This window comes from Pedobacter sp. (genome assembly GCF_045627485.1).
Lineage (GTDB): Bacteria > Bacteroidota > Bacteroidia > Sphingobacteriales > Sphingobacteriaceae > Pedobacter.
Genome location: NZ_JAZQNU010000016.1, coordinates 1 through 20,132 on the forward strand (window position 1 = coordinate 1; position 20,132 = coordinate 20,132).

Below are 20,132 nucleotides of genomic sequence, written 5' to 3' on the forward strand. Positions count from 1 at the left end.
CTCAGCAGAATCTTTCAATGCAAAAATAAAAGCATTCAGAAGTCAGTTTAGAGGTGTAAGAAGCATTGAGTTTTTCTTGTACCGCCTTACACAACTTTATGCATAAAAATCACATGGCTCCACAAGTTTTTGACTTGATCCCAAGTCTGGTTACTAAAGCGTTTGATGTGGAAAAAAGTAAGGAAACCCTATGGTCGTTATGTCTTCTTTCATAAAAGATACAACGTAATATGGAATTTAGAAAAACAAAAGCCGTCAACAGACGGCCCTTGTTTGCAAACGACAGTAAAAAAATTGTTTAGGGAGATGGCATACTACTCCTTGTCCCAGAAAATGCGAGTGAGCGGATTATCCGGTCCAAAGCTGGCAACAGCAGCCTGGTAGCTTTCACTGTTCCTTGCAGATTCTTCGTTCGGATAGGAGAAACGTCTCGCAAATCCACCCTGTAGGTTGTTGTTATAATTATTGGGTGTCAATGCTGGATATCCGCTTCTGCGGAAGTTTGCAAAAGATTCTGCCCCATTTCCAAAAGAGGCAATCCAGTATTGGGTGTTAATACGGTCAAGTGCGTTAGCATTCGTGTAAATAACATTAGGATGGATAAGATAACGATCTTGTGCATTCGCTGGAATTGCTGGGATAGGTACCGTTGGATATTGGGAATACTCCTCCATGGAAGCTTTTACACCTGCATTATAATAATCCATTGCGGAGGAGGCGCCTGCGGGAAGCCAGCCACGAAAAGTTGCTTCTGCCAGTAGAAGTTTTGTTTGCGCATTTGTAACAAAAAATATAGGTGCTGTGGCACTACCAATAACCCTTAAGTTCACCTGCGAGTAATTTTGGCCTGTCCCGCTGGTGCCCCTGTAACCCGGAGCATTACGCACACTTGTCTGGTCGTAGCCTATTGGGAAACCAAACTGATTTGCTGTGGTTGTATCAGGAGTTTGGGCCAAAGCTTGGTTAGGGTCTGCATACTTCCCGGATATATACTTCAGTCGTGGATCAGATGAAGCTTTAAGTCTGTTAACAAATGGCTCAGCCAGGTAAAAATAATATAAGTTTCCGGTCCTAACCGCGTTGTTAAGTGGGTTATTGTAGGTTGCATTATAAACAATGTACGCATTGTCTGCATTGGTTGTCATAACACCTCCATTATAAGCCTCCTGTACAATAGTAGTTGCCTTAGCGGGGTCTGATTTAGAATACCGCATACCTAAACGTAGGAGTAGCGAATAGCCAAGTTTTTTCCACTTGTCGACCTGTATAGCAGCAGATCCCGATGAACCAAACAAAAGGTCTTCCCTAACCTGGTCTTTATCAGGAGATAGGGCTGCGGTCGCCGATTTTAGTTCGTTATATAGATCTTCGTAAATAACCTCATCCTTGTCATACTTTGGATAGTAAAGTCCGCTAATATAGGCTTTGCCTGCTTCGCTATAAGGCACATCTCCGTAGGTATCTACTAAAGTCATGTATACGTAAGCTCTCCATATTCTGATTTCATTGTACAGGTTATTGCGTGCCGGATCGTCTTTAGCCAGTTCAAGGGCCTGTTCAAGAAATTTAATCGGACCAGGATAATTATCATTCCAACGTGGAACATTAAATATGTTGTTATCCTCATTAAAATTAAATCCGGCTGTAGCACCCAGGTTATACGCATTTACAAATTGCTGAACTACGGTTTGTTCCGCTTCGTAAAAGCCGCTGCTGGTTAGTCGCTGCGCATTCGCAAGCAATAATGCCGGATTGATTTCTGTGAGCGCGTAAGCATTGGTATTTACATCTTCAAAGTCTTTATCGCAGCTTTGCAGACAAAAAACGATGAGGAATGAACATATATAGTATTTTAATTTTTTCATAATGCCAGTCTTAGAATTTTACGTTTAAGTTAAGTGCGTAATTACGAGTGGTTGGTAGGGTAGTTTGTTCATAACCAATCCTGTTATCACCTGAGGAAGCGAAAGCTTCAGGGTCAAGGTCGTCTATGTATTTTTTGATGAAGAGTACATTTCGGCATGAAGCTGATAATGTCAACCCTTTCACAAACTTCCATTTCGTTCCGATCATGTCTGAGAAATCATAAGCCAGGGTAATGTTTCTTAGCTTGATGAAATCAGCCTTATAAATGAACGGATCTGCGATCTGGAGGGTACGGTAATCTGTATAAAATGTTTGCGGATCAACGGCAACCGTGTTTGGACTACCGTCTTGCAAAACCCCAGGGAAGATTACTCCACCTTCACGACCTACTAATGAACTCTTAGTATGTCCCTGTCTTAAACCATTTAGCTGGGTAGATGAAAGTATTTTACCGCCAAATTTAAAGTCTATGTGTACTAATAAAGAGAGTTTTTTGTATTGAAAGGTGTTATTCCATCCGCCAGTGTATTTCGGTGTACCAGTTCCAAACAAGACATCGGTGTCATTAGCTAAAAGTCGCCCATTAGCTCCTACAACAATGTCGCCGTTATCATTTCTTAAGTACGTTCTTGCTGCAAGCTGATTTAATGGTTTGCCTACTTCATATACAAGAGAGCCGATAAATTCATTTCCACCAAATTGTGAAACGATTTGTCTGTTTACGCCTGGAGCAAGTGAAAGTACTTCAGAGTCGTTTAATGCCGTGTTGATTGATGTGTTCCACCTAAAGTTTGAACTAACCACTGGAATTACATCGACTAACAATTCTATACCACGGTTTTGTAATGATCCAAGATTTAGCGGAGTTCCGGTATAACCAGAAGCGTTTGATACCGGTACGATAATAATCTGGTCACTGGTTTTCTTATCATAAAATGCAATATCAAAATTAACCCTACTTCCAAAGGTTCTTAATTCCAGACCGATTTCTTTCTCGGTTACACCAAAAGGCTTAATCAGAGGGTTAGGACTATTCACGTTCCGTATGGTACCAAGGCTAATATTATTGTAGGGATTTTGCTCAACTCCATAAGCAAGTCGGTTAGAGTAAGCAGAGATTCCATTGGCACTACCTACATCGGCGTACGTTGCTCTTAATTTACCAAAATTAAGCCAGGAAGTTCCCTTTAACAACTCAGAGAAGATAAAACTGCCGCTAACAGAGGGGTATAAGTAAGAATTATTGGCTGGATCCAGTACAGAGAACCAGTCTTGTCTAGCTGTTACGTTTAAATAAAGGAGGTTCTTATATCCAATATCAGCAAAGGCATATAAGGAGTTTACCTGTTCGCGGTATACGCCAAAATCCTGCTCTTTTGTAATGCCGTTTTCAATAGAATAAAGATTTTGGACCGTAAAATCAGTTACACCCTGGGTTACGTTTTTATTATTGACAGTAAACCTGTTACCGCCAATACTAGCATCGAAACTAAAATCTCCAAATTCGCGGTTTACACCTAGCAAGAAGTCCATGTTCATCTGCTTCTCGGTACTTGAATTTACCGTGTAATCGCCATTGTAGCCTGCCCCTGTGCCGTTAAAAGGAGTTGAGCTACCCATGCCGGTAGGTGTATTTTGTTCAAGAAAGGGAGTAGCATAATCCATATTGACCCTTCCCTGTAAGTAAAGCCATTTGAAAAAGTCGTATCTCACCGTAGTGGTACCCAGAAACCTTTCGCGGTTACTCCTGATAAATTGTCTGGGCATTAAAAAATATGGGTTTATCAATGTGGTCTGAAATCCCGAGGTCTGACGCTCTGTTACGCCGTTGTCGGCAAGTGCTTTCTCTTTAAGAACATCCAATGAGATGGAATTTGCCATACGGTAAAGGAAGTTTGGTGCTCCGGAACCCTGAACACCTACCTGAGGAGGATTTACGTTTTGTTCGTTAGTATAGTTAATGTTTACCTGAAGAGAAAGCTTTTCGGTAACATTCTGATTAACACCAAGGTTGAAGATTTTTTTATGATAGTCGTTATTAGGTGAAATACCTTTTACATCCTGATTTGAGAATGATGTTCTAAAGCTTCCTGTGGCATTACCGCCGGATAATGCAACCGAATTTATGGCGGATGTACCGGTTCTGTAAAAATTTGTTATCCGATCTCTTTGAGGTGAATATGGTCTGCTTACTCCATCAAATTGCACCGTTGGCACACCATCATATTTTTCTCCCCAGCCGAACTGCCCGGTGCTAATCGCTGCACCCTGGGTAGCAGGACGAACTCCCGCCTGTCCCTGACCATACTCATATTGGAAGTCGGTGAAATCAAGTACTTCATCTGTCGAAAAATTAGAAGTTACTTCTACCCCAAACTGGGAATTCTTTTTTCCGGATTTTGTGGTAATAATGATTGCGCCATTAGCGGCCCGCGAGCCGTAAAGCGCTGCTGCTGTAGCGCCTTTCAGTACCGTCATTGTTTCCACATCATCAGGGTTGATCTGCTGCATGTTATCTCCTAAATCGAGTGCGTTGTTGCCATCTGCACCACGAGCGCCCTGGTCCATAGGCAACCCGTTGATAACAATTAAAGGGGAATTATTTGCGCCTGAAAATGCTGCCTGTCCCCTTAAACGAATCCTGTTACTACCGCCTGCACCTGATGATGGAGGAGCAATCTCCAGACCGGCAATTTTGCCCTCCAGTGATGTCATTACATTGGTGGTACGGTTCTGTTGGATTTCGTCAAGTTTAACGGTTTCTGCCGAATATCCAAGCTTCCTGGCGTCTTTCTTGATGCCTAAAGCAGTAACAACGACTTCATTTAAATTTTGTGAATCTTCAGCTAACCCCACATTAATAACTGTTCTTTTATTAACTGGAACTGTCTGAGGCGTAAAGCCAATCATGTTAAAAGAAATGTTCGCATCCGGTGCGGCCTGAATAACGTACTGACCCGAGCTATTGGTGCTGGTCACGACATTAGCACTTCTAATTGATACAGATACACCAACAAGCGGCTCGCCGTTTTGATCTGTTACTGTTCCGGTAACTGTTTGCCCTTGAGCAACATAAGATACCAGCAGTAAGGATAATAGAGACAATAGATGTCTACCCCGCAAGTTGCGGTAAATGCATAATAGTTTTGCTGCCATAATTGGGAAGAATGGTTAAGTTGGTTTATAGTTTGGTTATATAGTAAAAGTATAACCTTAACTATTTACATACTTCCAAATGTTTTCGGCGGTGAATGTTATACAAAGAAGGGGATAACTTAAGTTTCGTTTTTTTGCTGAAGGAGAGAAATAGCTTCAAATTCATCGGCTAATTTGACACTTAGCCGCTCGAATATCTTGAAGTATTCGTTATATATTTTGTGATTTTGTTTATTGGGCTTATAGTCAACAGGTAAAGTAACCGATTTCGCAGCCTCGTCAATATTTTTATATATACCCATATTAATTGCACTAAGTAAAAATGCGCCTTTACCTACACCGTTGCGTTCGCTAATTATACCGACAGGTTTATTAAACATATCTGAAATCATTTGGGCGCAGAACGGTATGGTGGCAAAGCTTCCGTTAAGAGATAAGGATTTAATGGTACGATGTGTTGCCATTGACTGACCAATATTGTAAATTCCATAGATTATTCCTTCAATTGTGGCTCTTACTAGGTGTCTTCGCTCGTGGCGAATATTGAGTCCAAAATATACACCCCTGGCGTTGGCATCCCAAATGGGAGCGCGCTCACCAAGTAAATAAGGTAGAAATAGAGCACCATTGGAGCCAGCAGGAACTTCTGAGGCTTCATCTATCAGGCCTTCTGCTGAAAGATCATTGTTAAAGCCCGTTTTAGTATCGCCGAATTGGGTATTAAACCAATCGAAGATGAGTCCGCCGTTATTGGTAGGTCCGCCTGATATAATATGCTGTCTGGTAAGTACATAATTAAATAATCGTTGTTTCTCATCATGAATAGGCTTGTCGCTCACCACCCTAAAGGCTCCACTGTCTTCTATGGTAATAGTAGCTTTGTTTCCATCCCATATACCAGCACCTAAGGTGGCCATACAGCCGTCACTAGAACCAGCTATGATTTGTGTACTGCTGTCGAGCTTCAGTGTGTTAAGATACTCTTTTCGGAATTTTAGATCAGAATAAAACACCTCACACAGCGCAGGCAACTTGTCTGTGTTGATTCCTGCATAGTCAAGCGATTTCTGTTCCCACTGCAGGGTGTGAATATTGAAAAGGCCAGTGGCCGACGCTATACTTTGGTCCATTACGTATTGACCCGTGAGTTGTTGGATGATATAACTCTTGATTGATAAGAATTTCCAAGTTTTATTGAATCTATCAGGCAAATTGTTTTTAATCCACGCTATTTTTACCAGAGGAGACATGGGGTGGATTGGGGTACCAGTTAAACTATAGATTTCTGTACCTAATATTGAATTTTTGAGTTCAGTAGCTTCTTTTTTTCCCCTGTTATCGGCCCAGGTTATTGCATTTCCAAGTGGAACACCATTCTTATCTACGGCAAGTAAGCTATGCATAGATGCTGAGAAGCAGATGCTGTCTACACGGTATTTTTGGGGATGAATCTTTTCTGTTAAAAGATTTTTTAACACAAAAAGCATGGTGATGAACATTTGTTCAGGATCCTGTTCGCTATAGTCCTGCTCATCATGAAACGTAGGATAATGCCCTTTAGAAGAGCCGATCAGCGTACCGTCGATCTTAAAGGCGAAGATCCGCACCGCATTGGTGCCCATTTCTATAGTGATAATGCAATTCATATTATTCGGATAAGTTCTTTTTTCGGAATTGACTAGGTGTATAGCCTGTTAGTTTTTTGAATGTTGTGGCAAAGTGTTGCGACGAATAAAATCCAGTCGTTAAGGCAATTTCGGTAATATTCGCATCAGATTTTTTTAACTGTTTTATGGCTTCAGAAATCCTGATATTGATAAGGTAATTAAGGGGCGAGAACCCAGAATAGTTTTTAACTTTCTCGGTAAAGGTGGTTGTTCCCATATCGGCAATCGAAGCCATTTCCTCGACGGTCCATTGATGAGCCAAATCTTGACGCAGTGTTTGATCAAGCTTTAGAAATATCTGGGGAAAGTCACGATTGGAAGTACGTTGATTAATGATATTACGGGTGAATTGAATAAATAGCTCTGCTAACATGGCATTTATTCGAGTATAGTGGCCTATCTCCCGGTTTACTAGTTCAACGTACATGGAGTTGAAAAAAGTCCCGGCGTCTTTAAGTTTTATAATTGAGCGACAGTCTTTCACGTTGAGAATACGCCAGATGGTTTGAATATCCGGATGAGTTAATCCACTCCAGGGACTCATGGTTGGTTTGTTGGCATGATTGGAAACCTTAATTTTTAGCCAGCATAATGTTCCAACGTTTAAAATACGTTCCTGCCCGGTAAGTTTCTGCTTAGGAAGGACCAGCAATACATCTCCTGGATAAAGCGTATGATTTTGGTCTTGTACTTGCCATTCAAATTTCCCTTCTATAATATAATATACCCTTACCAGGTCGGGAGCTTCCTGATAAAATTCGTCTAGCTGCAGCGTATTAATTCGCTTTAGCGCAAACTCAACCAAATGCGGAAAGCGCTCGAGTTCCCTTGACTTACTTTGCTGTAGTAGGAATTGGTTCATTAGGTTATTTGGTCGTGGCTCAGTGTGTAATGTCTGAACACAAGTTTACATAATAACTTTAGATGTTTTGTACAAAAATCAACGGTGATTATTAATGGAATCTGTAGCTACATAAATTAACAAACTTGCAGATACCAAATCAAAACTTGACTATGCACATATTCCGTATCCCAGAATCAATTGTTGTTAATTATTCAGATAAGTCCTTTTTTTTTCCCAACCGTGATTGGGACAGCTTTATAAACCGACCATCATTATATTCCTGTGTGCTCGAAGATATAAAAAGCTGTGCATTAGATCAGCAAATGGCGCAGGAAGTTATTCCAAAGTCAAGACTAGTGCCATTGCGCAGCCAGGAAGTATGGGCATCTGGCGTAACTTACCTTCGTAGTCGTGAGGCAAGGATTGAAGAGGCAAAAGATGCTAAAGGCGGTGATTTTTATTCAAGAGTATATGATGCAGAACGCCCGGAATTATTTTTTAAATCTGCGCCCTACCGTGTAATTGGTGATGGCGGTGCTGTACGCATCCGTAAAGATTCAGCATGGAATGTACCAGAGCCGGAATTAACCTTATTTATTTGTTCAGAGGGTTCAATTGAAGGATACACTATCGGGAACGATATGTCATCGCGTGATATTGAAGGTGAAAACCCATTATATCTTCCTCAGGCAAAGTCGTATGATGGGGCCGCCGCCATTGGGCCATGTTTGTATGTCTCAGAAAAACCTATTGATCCTGACACCAAAATAAGCCTTTCTATTAAAAGGGATGGTGTTGAGCTTTTTGCAGATGCCATATTATTGAGCAAAATGAAAAGAACATTAAAGGAACTTTCAGCTTACCTATTTCGGGAAATGTCATTTCCTGCTGGTGTTTTTTTAATGACAGGTACTGGAATCGTTCCGACAGACGATTTTACATTAGCTATTGGCGACAGCGTCAGTATTACCATTGATGGTATCGGTACATTAACTAATACTGTAACACAATAACTTATGGATACCAGTAAATTAGGGGGTAAACAATTGATCGGTTACAGGGAGTTAGCAGAGGGAAAAGAATTTTTCCACTCTATTAACCCCGCTACTGGAAACGAATCGCCTATCCGTTTCTACAAGGCTACCGCAACGGAGGTAAATCTAGCTGCATCATTAGCAGATAACGCCTTTTCCATATATCGAAAAAAGTCTGGGCGTGATAAATCAGTTTTTCTACTTCGAATTGCCGACGAACTGGCCGAAGTTAAAACATCACTCATTAGTGTGTGCCAAGAAGAAACTGCGTTGCCTCAAGCACGGTTAGAAGGAGAGGTGGGTCGTACCATCAACCAGATAAAACTATTTGCTGCATTAGTATTTGAGGGATCATGGGTAGATGCCCGCATAGACACCGCGATTCCTGACAGAGAACCAGTTCCAAAACCAGATCTTCGATCGATGTTGATTGCGCTAGGGCCAGTAGCTGTATTTGGTGCAAGTAATTTTCCATTTGCTTTTTCTGTAGCAGGGGGAGATACTATTTCTGCGCTTGCCTCAGGTTGTCCGGTTGTTTTTAAAGCTCACCCTGCTCACCCACAAACGAGTGAACTTGTTGGTAAAGCGATTTTAAGGGCGGCAGAAGCGTGCGAACTTCCGGAAGGTGTATTTTCCATGATCCATGGAGACGGTCAGTCAACAGGTACTGCGCTGGTAACCCATCCGGCAATTAAAGCAGTGGGTTTTACCGGTTCTTATAGGGCAGGGAAATCGATATCTGAGGCCGCTTTCAGAAGGCCTCATCCCATACCAGTATTTGCTGAGATGGGGAGTTCGAATCCAGTATTTGTATTACCTGGCGCATTAAAGCAAAATAACAATAAAATAGCCTTGGGATATGTTCAATCTCTCACTATGGGTGCAGGACAGTTTTGCACCAACCCAGGACTTTTAATTTTTCAGGATGAAGGTTTGGAGGAAAGGGATATTTTTCTGGGAATTTTAAAAGAAGGGATCAGTCAGGCGACAACGCATGCGTTACTTTCAGCGTCAATAGAAAAAGCTTTTTCAGAGGGTGTTAACGAACGATCGTTAAATCCCGCATTAACTGTACTCGCTAGTAGTCAGGCGGCGGGGAAACATCCAATACCCACGTTGTTTTCAGCAAACTATACTGTGTTCGATGAAGATCCCTTACTCGAAGACGAATTATTCGGACCATCAGGAATTGTTGTGACCATACCATCCAAAAATGAGCTTATTCAGTTTGCCCAAAAGCTTTCAGGGCATCTTACCGCTACCGTTCATGCTACGCCGGAAGACCTGGTGGAATACAAAGAACTATTAGATGTTCTGGAACAAAAAGCAGGCAGGGTATTAATTAACGGTTTCCCCACAGGCGTGGAAGTGAGTTATGCAATGGTTCACGGCGGGCCATATCCAGCTACAAGCGACTCTCGGTCAACTTCTGTTGGCACAGCGGCCATTTACAGGTTTGTGCGGCCGGTATGTTTTCAATCTTATACAGCCTCCCTGCTTCCTGATGAATTAAAAGACGAAAATCCTTTTGGCATCTGGCGTTTAGTGAACGGAGTTCGAACTAACAAATGATTTAACCTACAAATTATGAGTGCTTACAGAAGTTCACAATGGTTCGGAAAAAAAGGTAAAATGGGCTTTCTATACCGAAGTTGGATGAAAAACCAGGGAATACCTGACGATATGTTTGATGGAAGGCCAGTAATTGGAATATGCAACACCTGGTCTGAACTTACTCCCTGCAATGCTCACCTTCGGGATATTGCAGAATCAGTGAAAAAAGGGGTGCTTGAGGCTGGAGGTTTTCCAGTTGAGTTTCCTGTAATGTCTTTAGGTGAAACATTATTGAAGCCAACTGCGATGCTTTTCCGCAACCTGGCAAGCATGGACACAGAGGAATCAATTCGTGGAAATCCTATGGATGGCGTGGTATTGTTAACGGGTTGCGATAAAACAACGCCCTCAACGATGATGGGTGCGGCGAGTGTCGATTTGCCTACCATCGTGGTTCCCGGAGGGCCAATGTTAAATGGTCACTACAATGGCGAACAGATTGGGTCTGGTACCGCGGTTTGGAAATTAACTGATGATTTAAAACTAGGAAAAATAACAGAAGAAGACTACCTGGCTGCGGAGAGTTGCATGTCAAGAAGTGCGGGGCACTGTATGACAATGGGTACGGCATCAACAATGGCTTGTATGGTAGAAGCACTTGGTATGTGCCTGCCAGGTGGAGCAGCTATTCCTGCAGTAGATTCACGAAGAAAACTGCTGGCTCGTATGTCTGGTAGGCGGATTGTTGAAATGGTGAAAGAAGATTTGCGGATGTCAAAGATCCTGACACGGGAAGCCTTCGAAAATGCCATTAAAGTTAATGCGGCAATTGGTGGATCTTCAAACTTTATTATTCATCTGAGTGCTATTGCTGGTCGCATTGGTGTAGCACTTCCATTGGAAGACTTTGATAGTCTCGGAAGCAACATTCCCTTGCTTCTTAACTTGATGCCATCAGGAAGGTACCTGATGGAAGATTTTTATTATGCAGGCGGTATTCCTGTCATCATGAATGAATTAGGTGATAAGATGCACCTAGATACGGTCACTGTAAATGGAAAGGCGCATAGAGAAAATATTGTTGGAAAACACCCATGTCACAATCGTGACGTGATCAGTACCTATGATATTCCATTAATCGAAAAAGCTGGTATTGTGGTGTTAAAAGGTAACCTGGCTATTAACGGTGCTGTAATGAAGCCATCTGCTGCTACCCCTTCACTCATGCAGCATACTGGCAGGGCAGTGGTTTTTGAGAGTATTGAAGATTATCATATGCGTGTGGATGACCCAGATTTAGATATTGATGAATCTTGTGTAATGGTCCTCAAGCATGTTGGACCTGTTGGTTATCCAGGTATGCCCGAAGTTGGAAATATGGTGCTTCCAAAAAAAATTCTTGAAAAGGGAATAACTGATATGGTGAGAATATCCGATGGTAGAATGAGCGGGACAGCTTATGGGACTGTAATTCTGCATGTATCCCCGGAATCAGCCATCGGTGGTAATCTGGCCTTAGTGCAAAATGGGGACATGATTACACTTGACACTCAGAATCGCATGATCAATATCAATATATCGGATGATGAATTATTCTTAAGACGAAAAAATTGGATTAGGCCTCCGTTTGTGACGGATAGGGGATACGTGGGCATGTACGTAAGACATGTTCAACAGGCGGACAAGGGTGCTGACTTGGACTTTCTGATAGGAAAATCTGGAGATGAGGTGCTGCGTGATTCACATTAACCTACATCCCAACACATGAACATGACCATTCTTATTTCCTGCATTCTTCTCCTGGTATTGCTCATTGCAAAATGGAAGTGGAATGCATTTTTGGCATTTTTCGTTATAACGCTTCTTTGTGGACTACTATTAGGAATGTCGGCGAAATCACTCGTCGCATCTATTAATAAAGGTGTTGGTGATACATTTGGCTCCATTCTAATTATCATCGTTCTTGGCGCCATGTTGGGACGTTTGATTGGTGATAGCGGCGCCGCAAATCGAATAGCATTGACTATTCGTAAATTATTTGGGGAAAAGTACATTACCTGGGCTATGGCATTTACCGGGTTCTTGGTGGGGATTCCCTTATACTACAATGTGGGATTTGTACTGCTGGTACCCATCATCTTTTCTGTTGCGCATTTCTATAAGTTATCAAAGGTATATATCGGTCTTCCGATGCTTACCGCACTCTCTGTGATGCATGGCTTTTTGCCGCCTCACCCTGCTGCTATGGTGCTTGCCATACAGTTCCAGGCAGATCTAGTAAGAACCTTTGTATACGGTGTTATCATTGCTGTTCCTGCAATAATTATTGCAGGTCCACTATTTGCCACGGTGTTTAAAAACCGAAAAGACACGGCGACTTCGGTGATTGTAGTTTCAAATGATCACGAAGGACCTATTCCTGGTGTATTTAACAGTGTTGTTTGCTCACTATCACCGGTGATCATCATTGCTTTTGCATCCTTATTAGGTTTGGTAAGTAAAGGAAATCCTGTATTGCAATATATGGCTGATTTTCTATATCAACCTACAATTGCAATGCTCCTGTCTCTAATATATTGTAGCATAAGCTTGGGGTTATCAGCGGGGAAACGCACAAAGGACCTAATGGCGAGTTATGCTGAGTCTGTTAAGGATATTTCCATGATCCTGCTTGTAATAGGCGGTGCCGGTATGTTGAAACAGGTAGTAACTGACAGCAACCTCAGTTTAGATATAAGCAATTGGATGTTGAAGTGTTCACTACCTCCATTGGTTCTCGCATGGTTGATAACAGCGGGATTAAGGCTGAGCTTGGGTTCCGCTACCATCGCAGGGCTAACCGCTGCAGGGATGATTTTCCCGCTGGTGGAAAATACCGGCATTCCCCCTGAACTTTTTGTGTTATCGGTTGGCGCTGGGAGCCTGTTTGGTTCACATATAAATGATACTGCGTTCTGGATGTTTAAGGAATACTTCAACCTTACGTTAAAGGAAACCTTTATGTCTTGGACAGTAATGGAAAGTATGGTGTCTGTTATTGGCCTGATCGGGGTAGTCATTCTTAAAGGACTAATTAGAAGTTATTAACAGGATACTTGAATAAATCAAATAAAACCAAATATTATGAATAAAATGAAAGTTACACTTGTTCTGGTACTCGCTTCCCTAGCCGCCTTGCCGTTCAAGTCTTATTCGCAACAGATCTCAAAAGAAGAAATGCTTTTCCTTACACCGTTATGGAAAGGCGAACGTTTTGAAGATGGACGACCCAAGATCGCAGATAACTTATTAAAACGTTTAAAACTGGTCACACATGAAGAGGCCTGGGCTGTGATGAAAAATAAGGGATATGCCTATCAATACGCGGAAGGTTGGGAAACCATTAATAAGGATAGTGTACTTGTAGGTAGAGCAGTAACAGCCACCTTTATGCCTGGCCGTCCGGACATCTGGAAAGCTATTGATGATCGTGGAAAAAAGGAGGGTAAACGTGGGCAGAATAGCTGGCCTGTTGACCTGCTTGTGAAAGGGGATGTGTATGTAGCAGACCAGTTTGGTGCACATGTTGACGGACCTACTATAGGAGACAATGTTGCCAATGCCATTTATGCCAAGACAGGTAATGGAATTGTATATGACGGCGCCGTGCGTGATATTTCAGGGCTAAAAGAATTGGGTGGTTTCACTTCGTTTTTCACCAGTTATCACCCTTCTTATCACAATCCAGACCCAAAAGCGCTAAACACCATGTTGATTGGCATAAATCGTCCTACCCGGATCCGTAGCGCAACGGTAATGGCTGGCGATGCCGTTCTTGGTCGTGATGGTACGGTAGCCTTCATACCAGCACATTTAGTTGAGGAAGTTATTAAAACATCAGAAGTAGTGCGTTTGCGCGACCTCTTTGGTCATGAGCGGCTCAAAGAAGGGAAGTATAGTGCCGGACAAATTGATGCCCGTTGGTCGGATGAAATCGAGCGGGATTTTTCTCAATGGCTCAATACGCATATCGATAAACTCCCGGTACCAAAAGAACAGATTCAAGAATTACTCAAATCCAGAACATGGTAATCATAACACTAAAATTTCTCATATAAACTTAACACATATGTCATCAAAACAAAACCGGCGTTCATTCTTATCTAAAACTGCTTTGGCCGGGGCGGGATTATTGAGTGCCCCTGCACTAAGTTGGGGCCAGGGATTGATTGACGCAAATGAGCGGACACCTAAGGCATCCGCCCCATCAGATCTTAAAATTACTGGTGTAACGTGTGCTTTCTCCGGCGGAAGTCTTTTCGTAAAAATTACCTCAAATCAGGGAATCATAGGTTATGGAGAGGGAGTTGATGCTGTTGGTGGCACTTACCACCTTGTAAAAAGGCTTGGTATGCAAATCACCAACCAGAGTCCGCTTAATCCCAACCGTTTAATTGAGCAGTTAAGAAAAGGTGCTTTTTTCGGTGGTGCGCAGTCTGGAATTTATATTGCCGTACTTTCAGCCATTGAAACAGCATTATGGGATATGACGGGAAAGGCGCTTGGCCTGCCGGTTTATCAGCTTATGGGCGGTAAGTTTCGCGATAAATGCAGAGTGTATTGCGATACCGCTTTGTATACGCGCAATCTGCCAACACCAGATGATTACGCTAAGGCAGCTGCTGGATCGGTTGCCAAAGGGTACACTGCTATAAAATTTGATATTGATGCTGGAAATGATCCCAATAAGTATGATCGTTACAACTGGACTGCAAGTCCGGCAGAACTTGAGCGCATGTACGAGGCAATTGCGGCCGCAAGAAAAGCAGTAGGGAACAAAATAGATATCTGCGTGGATATGCATGGTAGATATGATGCTACTACCGGACACAGGATGGCTAAATTGTTGGAACCTCTTAATTTAATGTGGCTTGAGGAACCTGTTCCCGCGGATAATGTGGATGCTTACAAGTTTATTACCCATGAAACCAGCACTCCAATTTGTGCTGGAGAAAACGTGTACCTCGCCTATGGCTTCACCCGACTACTCTCTGACGGTGCAGTGGATATCATCATGCCAGATCTCCAAAAGGCTGGAGGTCTGAGTGAAGGTCAGCGAATTGCCAACCTTTCTAACTTGTACTACGTGCCTTTCTCCCCACATATGGTGGCGTCCATGCTAGGAGCCATGGCAACCGCACATTGTTGTGTATCTGTTCCCAATTTCCAAATCATGGAATGGCAAACCTATTTTGATGTAGATCCGAAATGGAAAGAAATTGTAATTTATGATAAACCTTGGGTCGAAAAGGGATTTCTTACGGTCTCTGAAAAACCAGGGGTGGGAGTGGATATTAATGAAGAAGGCCTTAAAAAATATGCTACTCCTGGCATACCTTATTTTGAATAATTGTTTCCGTAACCATGCGAAAGCCGGTGTATCGTCGGCTTTTGCTGTAAACCTAAACCATGAAAAATCTAACTATCTATAAGGTAATACTCGTCTTATCCCTTTTGCTGCTGTTAAGTGCTATTGGTTTTGCTATCGCCGGCAATACCGCACTTATTGGATTGTTTCTAGTACCAGCATTTCTCGCCTTGTCGATTGGATTTAGAGGATATAACTCGTTAAAAGGTTACTCTTACACAATTTTGATTTTTGCAGCTGCTGTCACTGCGTTGTTTTATCCACATCTTTTCGTTGAATGGAATGGATTTATGTTTGCGTCGCTTATAATTCCGCTAATCCAGTTGATTATGTTTGGAATGGGCACCTCGATGAGCTTCCATGATTTTGTTGGTGTTGTTAAAGCACCCAAAGGAGTTTTTTTAGGAGTAATCAGCCACTTCATCATCATGCCTTTGCTTGGCTTTACCTTGGCCACAGTGGGGATGCGTTTTTTTGAATTCAACCCCGAAATTGCAGCAGGAATAATCCTGATTGGTTGTTCGCCAAATGGAATGGCTTCTAACGTAATTTCATACTTAGCCAAAGCCAATTTAGCATTGTCAATTACCATTACTGCGATATCTACCATGCTTGCCCCCCTGGTTACGCCACTCTTGATGAAGCTTTTAGCAGGGCAGTTTGTAGAGATTAATGTTCTGCACATGATGTGGGATATTTTAAAAATGGTGATTTTACCTATTGGTGCCGGGTTGCTATTTAATAGCTTGTTTAGTGGGAAAATTAAATGGTTTGATCGTGCGATGCCATTCCTGTCCATGTTTGGTATTATTGGAATTATCGTCATCATCACCGCGGCAGGCCGCGACAGTTTGTTAAACGTCGGCTTAATCCTTGTTGTACTCGTACTTGTACATAACATTTGTGGTTATTTGCTCGGTTACTGGTCGGGAAGGTTGTTTAACATGAATGAGCGTGATTGCAGGACCATTGCAATTGAAGTAGGTATGCAAAACGGTGGGCTGGCTTCGGGATTGGCGAAAGGCATGGGAAAAATAGCAACTGTTGGTCTGGCACCAGTAATCTTTTCTTCATTTATGAACATCACAGGTTCTCTGCTTGCTTCATATTGGCATCGAAAACCAATTTTAGATAAGGCCGAGAAAGAAGAACCTGTGCTAATATAACGAGCTTTAAAAAGGCTGTTTTTTTGAAGTGCCCCAAAAGTTGGAAAGAACTTTTTAGGGGTACTTCACTCAGTGAGTTTTATCCGCTTGCCCTATCACTTCGATTGGACTTCGACGAACCTATGGATCCTTAAGGCTGGCCGTTTGTCTCTTATTGCGGTGATTGTAACTTGTACTTTTTCTGCAAATATTTAATCATTGCCTTGCTATCCAAAGGTTCGGCGCGTACCATATTTTTCCACAAGCTGTCCACAACCATTAAAAGCAGGTTGGTTTCGTGTACTGGTTCGGTGTAGCCCAGTTCGTCAAATGCTGATACGAGAATTTTATGGATGGGCTGCATAAAATTTTTCTGTGCTTCCTGCGCCGCCAGATTATTCGACATCCTTGCCTGCATTCTCCAGAATTCTGGTTGACGGCTCACCAGCTGAATGGGAAGTTCCAATACCTTTTGTATCAGAGCTGATGGATTACGCTCATCTAACATGCCTTTGTTACCTAAAATAACGGTAGTAAAGCCCGATTTAAGTACCGCCTTTAATAAGCCTTCCTTACTCTGAAAATGCTTGAAAATTAAAGCTTCCGATACCTTGGCATCCATGGCAATCATTGCTGTAGTGGTTTTTGGGTAGCCGTGGGTGCCAAATATTTTGGTGGCAGACTGAATAAGTATCTCTTTTCTGGTGGTCGTTTCAGCCATTATTTAGGTGTGCCTGCATTGCGCTGTTTTTTTTGCTTTGCCAAGCGGTGTAAATATCCTGTTTTTCTAAGACTTATAAAAGATTGTATTAACTTTAATCTACTATTAAGTTATCCCAATATGGAAAGACGCTTTGCGATCAAGCAAATACTAATTATGGCTGGGGGATTGGCACTGCTTCCCTCATGTTTAAGAGAATCGGGAAAATCATCGATCCTGTTAAAAAATATAGATGTCGATTTCGATCAGGAGATGCTGCTCGCTGAAGTGGTTGAAACAATAATTCCGACAACCACCACACCGGGAGGTAAGGAATTGAAGCTGCACCTATTCGTTTTAAAAATGCTTGACGACTGTTATGAAAAAGAAGATCAGAAAGCCTTTTTTAATGGGCTCGAATATTTGCAAGACTATACTAAGAAACAATTTGACAAGCCTTTCTCTAAATTAGTTGCTCCGGAACGAGAGCAAGTTTTACTTCACTTGGAAAATGAAGATTCAGCCACCGGAGATGGTAAGGCTTTCTACAATATTCTCAAAAGCAGAGCCATTGGGGGCTACCTCAACTCACAATATGTGATGACCAATTTACTTAAATGGGAACTTGTTCCCAGCAGGTATAATGGTTTCTATCCTGTAAAAACCGCTTAATTTAAACACATGTCAAACCTTAATATAGATGCCCAAAAGGCACAAACTTTTGATGCCATCGTTATCGGATCAGGGATCAGCGGGGGATGGGCCGCTAAAGAATTTACCGAAAAAGGTCTTAAAACACTCGTGCTGGAAAGAGGACGAGATGTGCAGCACCTCAAAGATTATCCCACGACCAACAAATACCCCTACGAGTTCGAGCACCACGGCGAACCGGAACTCTCTATACAAAAGGAAAACCCCATTGCCAGCAGGTGTTACGTCTTTAAGGAAGACGCCATGCATTTTGTGGTGAAAGATAAGGAACATCCTTATGTGCAGAAAAAACCGTTCGACTGGATCCGTGGGTACCAGGTGGGTGGAAAATCCTTACTTTGGGCGCGACAAACACAGCGCTGGAGTGACCTTGATTTTGAAGGTCCGGCAAGAGATGATTTCGCCGTAGACTGGCCCATCCGATACAAAGATATTGCGCCCTGGTACAGTTATGTGGAGAAGTTCGCCGGCATATCGGGTAATAAAGATGGTTTAGCAGCACTGCCTGACGGTGAGTTTTTACCCGGCTTCCCGTTAAATGCCGTGGAAGATTATTTTAAGAAATTTGTTGCCGGTAAATATGAAAACCGGCATGTGATCAGTGCCCGGTGTGCACATTTGTCGAAACCTAACCAGATACATCTTGATCAGGGACGGGCACAATGTCAGAACCGAACCTTATGTCAGCGTGGTTGCCCTTTTGGTGGCTATTTCAGCAGTAACGCCTCTACTTTACCATGGGCTGCAAAAACTGGAAATCTGACATTAAGACCTAATTCGGTGGTGCAGTCGGTGATTTATGATGATAAAAAGGAGAAGGTTACTGGTGTGCGCGTTATGGATGCGGAAACCAAAGAAGTCGTAGAATACTATGCAAAGGTCGTTTTTGTGAATGCCTCCGCTTTAAATACCAATTTAATTTTATTGAACTCCATATCTAATCGTTTTCCACAAGGACTGGGTAATGATTATGGGCAACTGGGTAAATATGTGGCCTTCCATAATTATAGCGCACGCATTAGTGCCGAGTACGACGGGCTTAAACAATTTACTACAGATGGCAGAAACCCCGCCGGTGGAGGTTACCTCCCAAGATTTAGAAACCTTTATAAACAAGAAACTAACTTTAAGAGGGGTTATGCCGCTGGTTTTAGTGCTTACCGGTCGTCAGACAGGGACTACTCCGGTGTTGGTGCCGGATTGAAAGAAAACCTCCTCAATCCGACTATGGGTCCCTGGAAAGTGGGGTCGCACATGATGGGCGAGACCATTCCTAAAGAAAGTAATTATGTAAGTCTGCACCCTGATCAGAAAGATGACTGGGGCATGCCTTTGTTAAATATTTCTGTGGAATATGATGAGAATGATGTACAGATGAAAAAGGATTACCTGGAGCAGCTTACTGAAATGTTTACAGAAGCAGGCTTCAAGAACATTAAAGCCAACGATGCTTCACAGGCGCCAGGACTGGATATTCATGAAATGGGAGGGGCCAGAATGGGGCATGATTCCAAAACATCGATCCTTAACAAGTGGAACCAGGTACATGCTTGTCCGAATGTTTTTGTTACCGATGGTGCGTGTATGACTTCAACCTCTACACAAAATCCTTCGCTCACTTACATGGCTTTAACGGCAAGAGCAGTAGATTATGCAGTGGCAGCAATGGAAAGAAAGGAGCTTTAGTGTAAATTGCCCGCATCTATGATTAAAGCTACCTACGCCGACAAAGATTTAGTGTCCGATATATTAACCAGCGCTTTTGATAAAAACAAAAGTGTAAACTACCTGATTCGTCAAAACCATAACAGGTTGTTCCGAATCCGAGAATTTATGGATTATTCCTTTGAACAGTGTATGCTATTTGGGGAGGTTTATTTGACGGACGACAGGAAGGCTTGTGCGCTAATTTTACAAGGAGCGCGATCTACCTGTGATTTTGGAAACATCCACTGTGCAAAATCTTCCATGGTATAAAAAACATGGTTTTATTGTTTATGATCAACTTGATTTGAGCTACAAGCTACATTTTTTAAAAACAGTATAAT

15 protein-coding genes are annotated in these 20,132 nt (G+C 42.4%); 10 read left to right on the forward strand and 5 right to left on the reverse strand.

The annotated features are described in order from the left end of the window. Positions 1-314: 314 nt before the first annotated feature. The 4 genes from ACR2F3_RS01125 to ACR2F3_RS01140 all read right to left on the reverse strand — a co-directional run bounded on the left by ACR2F3_RS01125 (position 315) and on the right by ACR2F3_RS01140 (position 7,551). The gene (locus ACR2F3_RS01125; protein ID WP_432708142.1) at positions 315-1,865 is read right to left on the reverse strand and encodes a SusD/RagB family nutrient-binding outer membrane lipoprotein; all 1,551 of its coding nucleotides are present in this window, start codon (positions 1,863-1,865) and stop codon (positions 315-317) included. A 10-nt stretch (positions 1,866-1,875) separates the two neighbouring features. Then, a complete protein-coding gene (locus ACR2F3_RS01130) occupies positions 1,876-5,022 on the reverse strand; it encodes a SusC/RagA family TonB-linked outer membrane protein (RefSeq protein WP_432708143.1) in 3,147 nt (1,048 codons plus the stop codon). A gap of 119 nt (positions 5,023-5,141) precedes the next feature. Further along, entirely contained in the window at positions 5,142-6,668 is a 1,527-nt protein-coding gene (locus ACR2F3_RS01135) for a gluconokinase (RefSeq protein ID WP_432708144.1), read from the reverse strand. Between the two features lies 1 nt (position 6,669). Next, on the reverse strand, positions 6,670-7,551 hold the full coding sequence (locus tag ACR2F3_RS01140) for a helix-turn-helix transcriptional regulator (RefSeq protein ID WP_432708145.1): 882 nt from the start codon (positions 7,549-7,551) through the stop codon (positions 6,670-6,672). Between the two features lie 266 nt (positions 7,552-7,817). Between ACR2F3_RS01140 and ACR2F3_RS01145 the strand changes: the two genes are divergently transcribed. The 7 genes from ACR2F3_RS01145 to ACR2F3_RS01175 are packed head-to-tail and all read left to right on the forward strand — an operon-like array spanning position 7,818 to position 16,694. Next, the gene (locus ACR2F3_RS01145; protein ID WP_432708146.1) at positions 7,818-8,546 is read left to right on the forward strand and encodes a fumarylacetoacetate hydrolase family protein; all 729 of its coding nucleotides are present in this window, start codon (positions 7,818-7,820) and stop codon (positions 8,544-8,546) included. A 3-nt stretch (positions 8,547-8,549) separates the two neighbouring features. Continuing rightward, complete coding sequence (locus ACR2F3_RS01150; RefSeq protein WP_432708147.1) at positions 8,550-10,139, forward strand: aldehyde dehydrogenase (NADP(+)); 1,590 nt, start codon at positions 8,550-8,552, stop codon at positions 10,137-10,139. Between the two features lie 15 nt (positions 10,140-10,154). Then, positions 10,155-11,870, forward strand: a complete 1,716-nt coding sequence (locus ACR2F3_RS01155; protein WP_432708148.1) for an IlvD/Edd family dehydratase — start codon at positions 10,155-10,157, stop codon at positions 11,868-11,870. 15 nt (positions 11,871-11,885) lie between these two features. Next, positions 11,886-13,208 (forward strand): GntP family permease, encoded by a 1,323-nt coding sequence (locus ACR2F3_RS01160; protein WP_432708149.1) that lies wholly within the window; start codon positions 11,886-11,888, stop codon positions 13,206-13,208. Between the two features lie 36 nt (positions 13,209-13,244). Next, the gene (locus ACR2F3_RS01165) at positions 13,245-14,192 is read left to right on the forward strand and encodes an RraA family protein (protein WP_432708150.1); all 948 of its coding nucleotides are present in this window, start codon (positions 13,245-13,247) and stop codon (positions 14,190-14,192) included. A 37-nt stretch (positions 14,193-14,229) separates the two neighbouring features. Further along, entirely contained in the window at positions 14,230-15,510 is a 1,281-nt protein-coding gene (locus ACR2F3_RS01170) for a mandelate racemase/muconate lactonizing enzyme family protein (RefSeq protein ID WP_432708151.1), read from the forward strand. 59 nt (positions 15,511-15,569) lie between these two features. Further along, positions 15,570-16,694 carry a bile acid:sodium symporter family protein gene (locus ACR2F3_RS01175; RefSeq protein ID WP_432708152.1) on the forward strand — a complete coding sequence of 375 codons (1,125 nt, stop codon included), beginning with the start codon at positions 15,570-15,572 and terminating at the stop codon, positions 16,692-16,694. A 151-nt stretch (positions 16,695-16,845) separates the two neighbouring features. Here ACR2F3_RS01175 and ACR2F3_RS01180 read toward each other — a convergent pair whose 3' ends face one another. Next, positions 16,846-17,394 carry a TetR/AcrR family transcriptional regulator gene (locus ACR2F3_RS01180; RefSeq protein ID WP_432708153.1) on the reverse strand — a complete coding sequence of 183 codons (549 nt, stop codon included), beginning with the start codon at positions 17,392-17,394 and terminating at the stop codon, positions 16,846-16,848. Between the two features lie 120 nt (positions 17,395-17,514). Between ACR2F3_RS01180 and ACR2F3_RS01185 the strand changes: the two genes are divergently transcribed. The 3 genes from ACR2F3_RS01185 to ACR2F3_RS01195 are packed head-to-tail and all read left to right on the forward strand — an operon-like array spanning position 17,515 to position 20,061. Continuing rightward, positions 17,515-18,045 (forward strand): gluconate 2-dehydrogenase subunit 3 family protein, encoded by a 531-nt coding sequence (locus tag ACR2F3_RS01185; RefSeq protein ID WP_432708154.1) that lies wholly within the window; start codon positions 17,515-17,517, stop codon positions 18,043-18,045. Positions 18,046-18,054: 9 nt separating this feature from the next. After that, positions 18,055-19,770 (forward strand): GMC oxidoreductase, encoded by a 1,716-nt coding sequence (locus ACR2F3_RS01190; RefSeq protein ID WP_432708155.1) that lies wholly within the window; start codon positions 18,055-18,057, stop codon positions 19,768-19,770. Between the two features lie 18 nt (positions 19,771-19,788). Further along, the gene (locus ACR2F3_RS01195; protein WP_432708156.1) at positions 19,789-20,061 is read left to right on the forward strand and encodes a hypothetical protein; all 273 of its coding nucleotides are present in this window, start codon (positions 19,789-19,791) and stop codon (positions 20,059-20,061) included. The last annotated feature ends 71 nt before the right edge of the window (positions 20,062-20,132 follow it).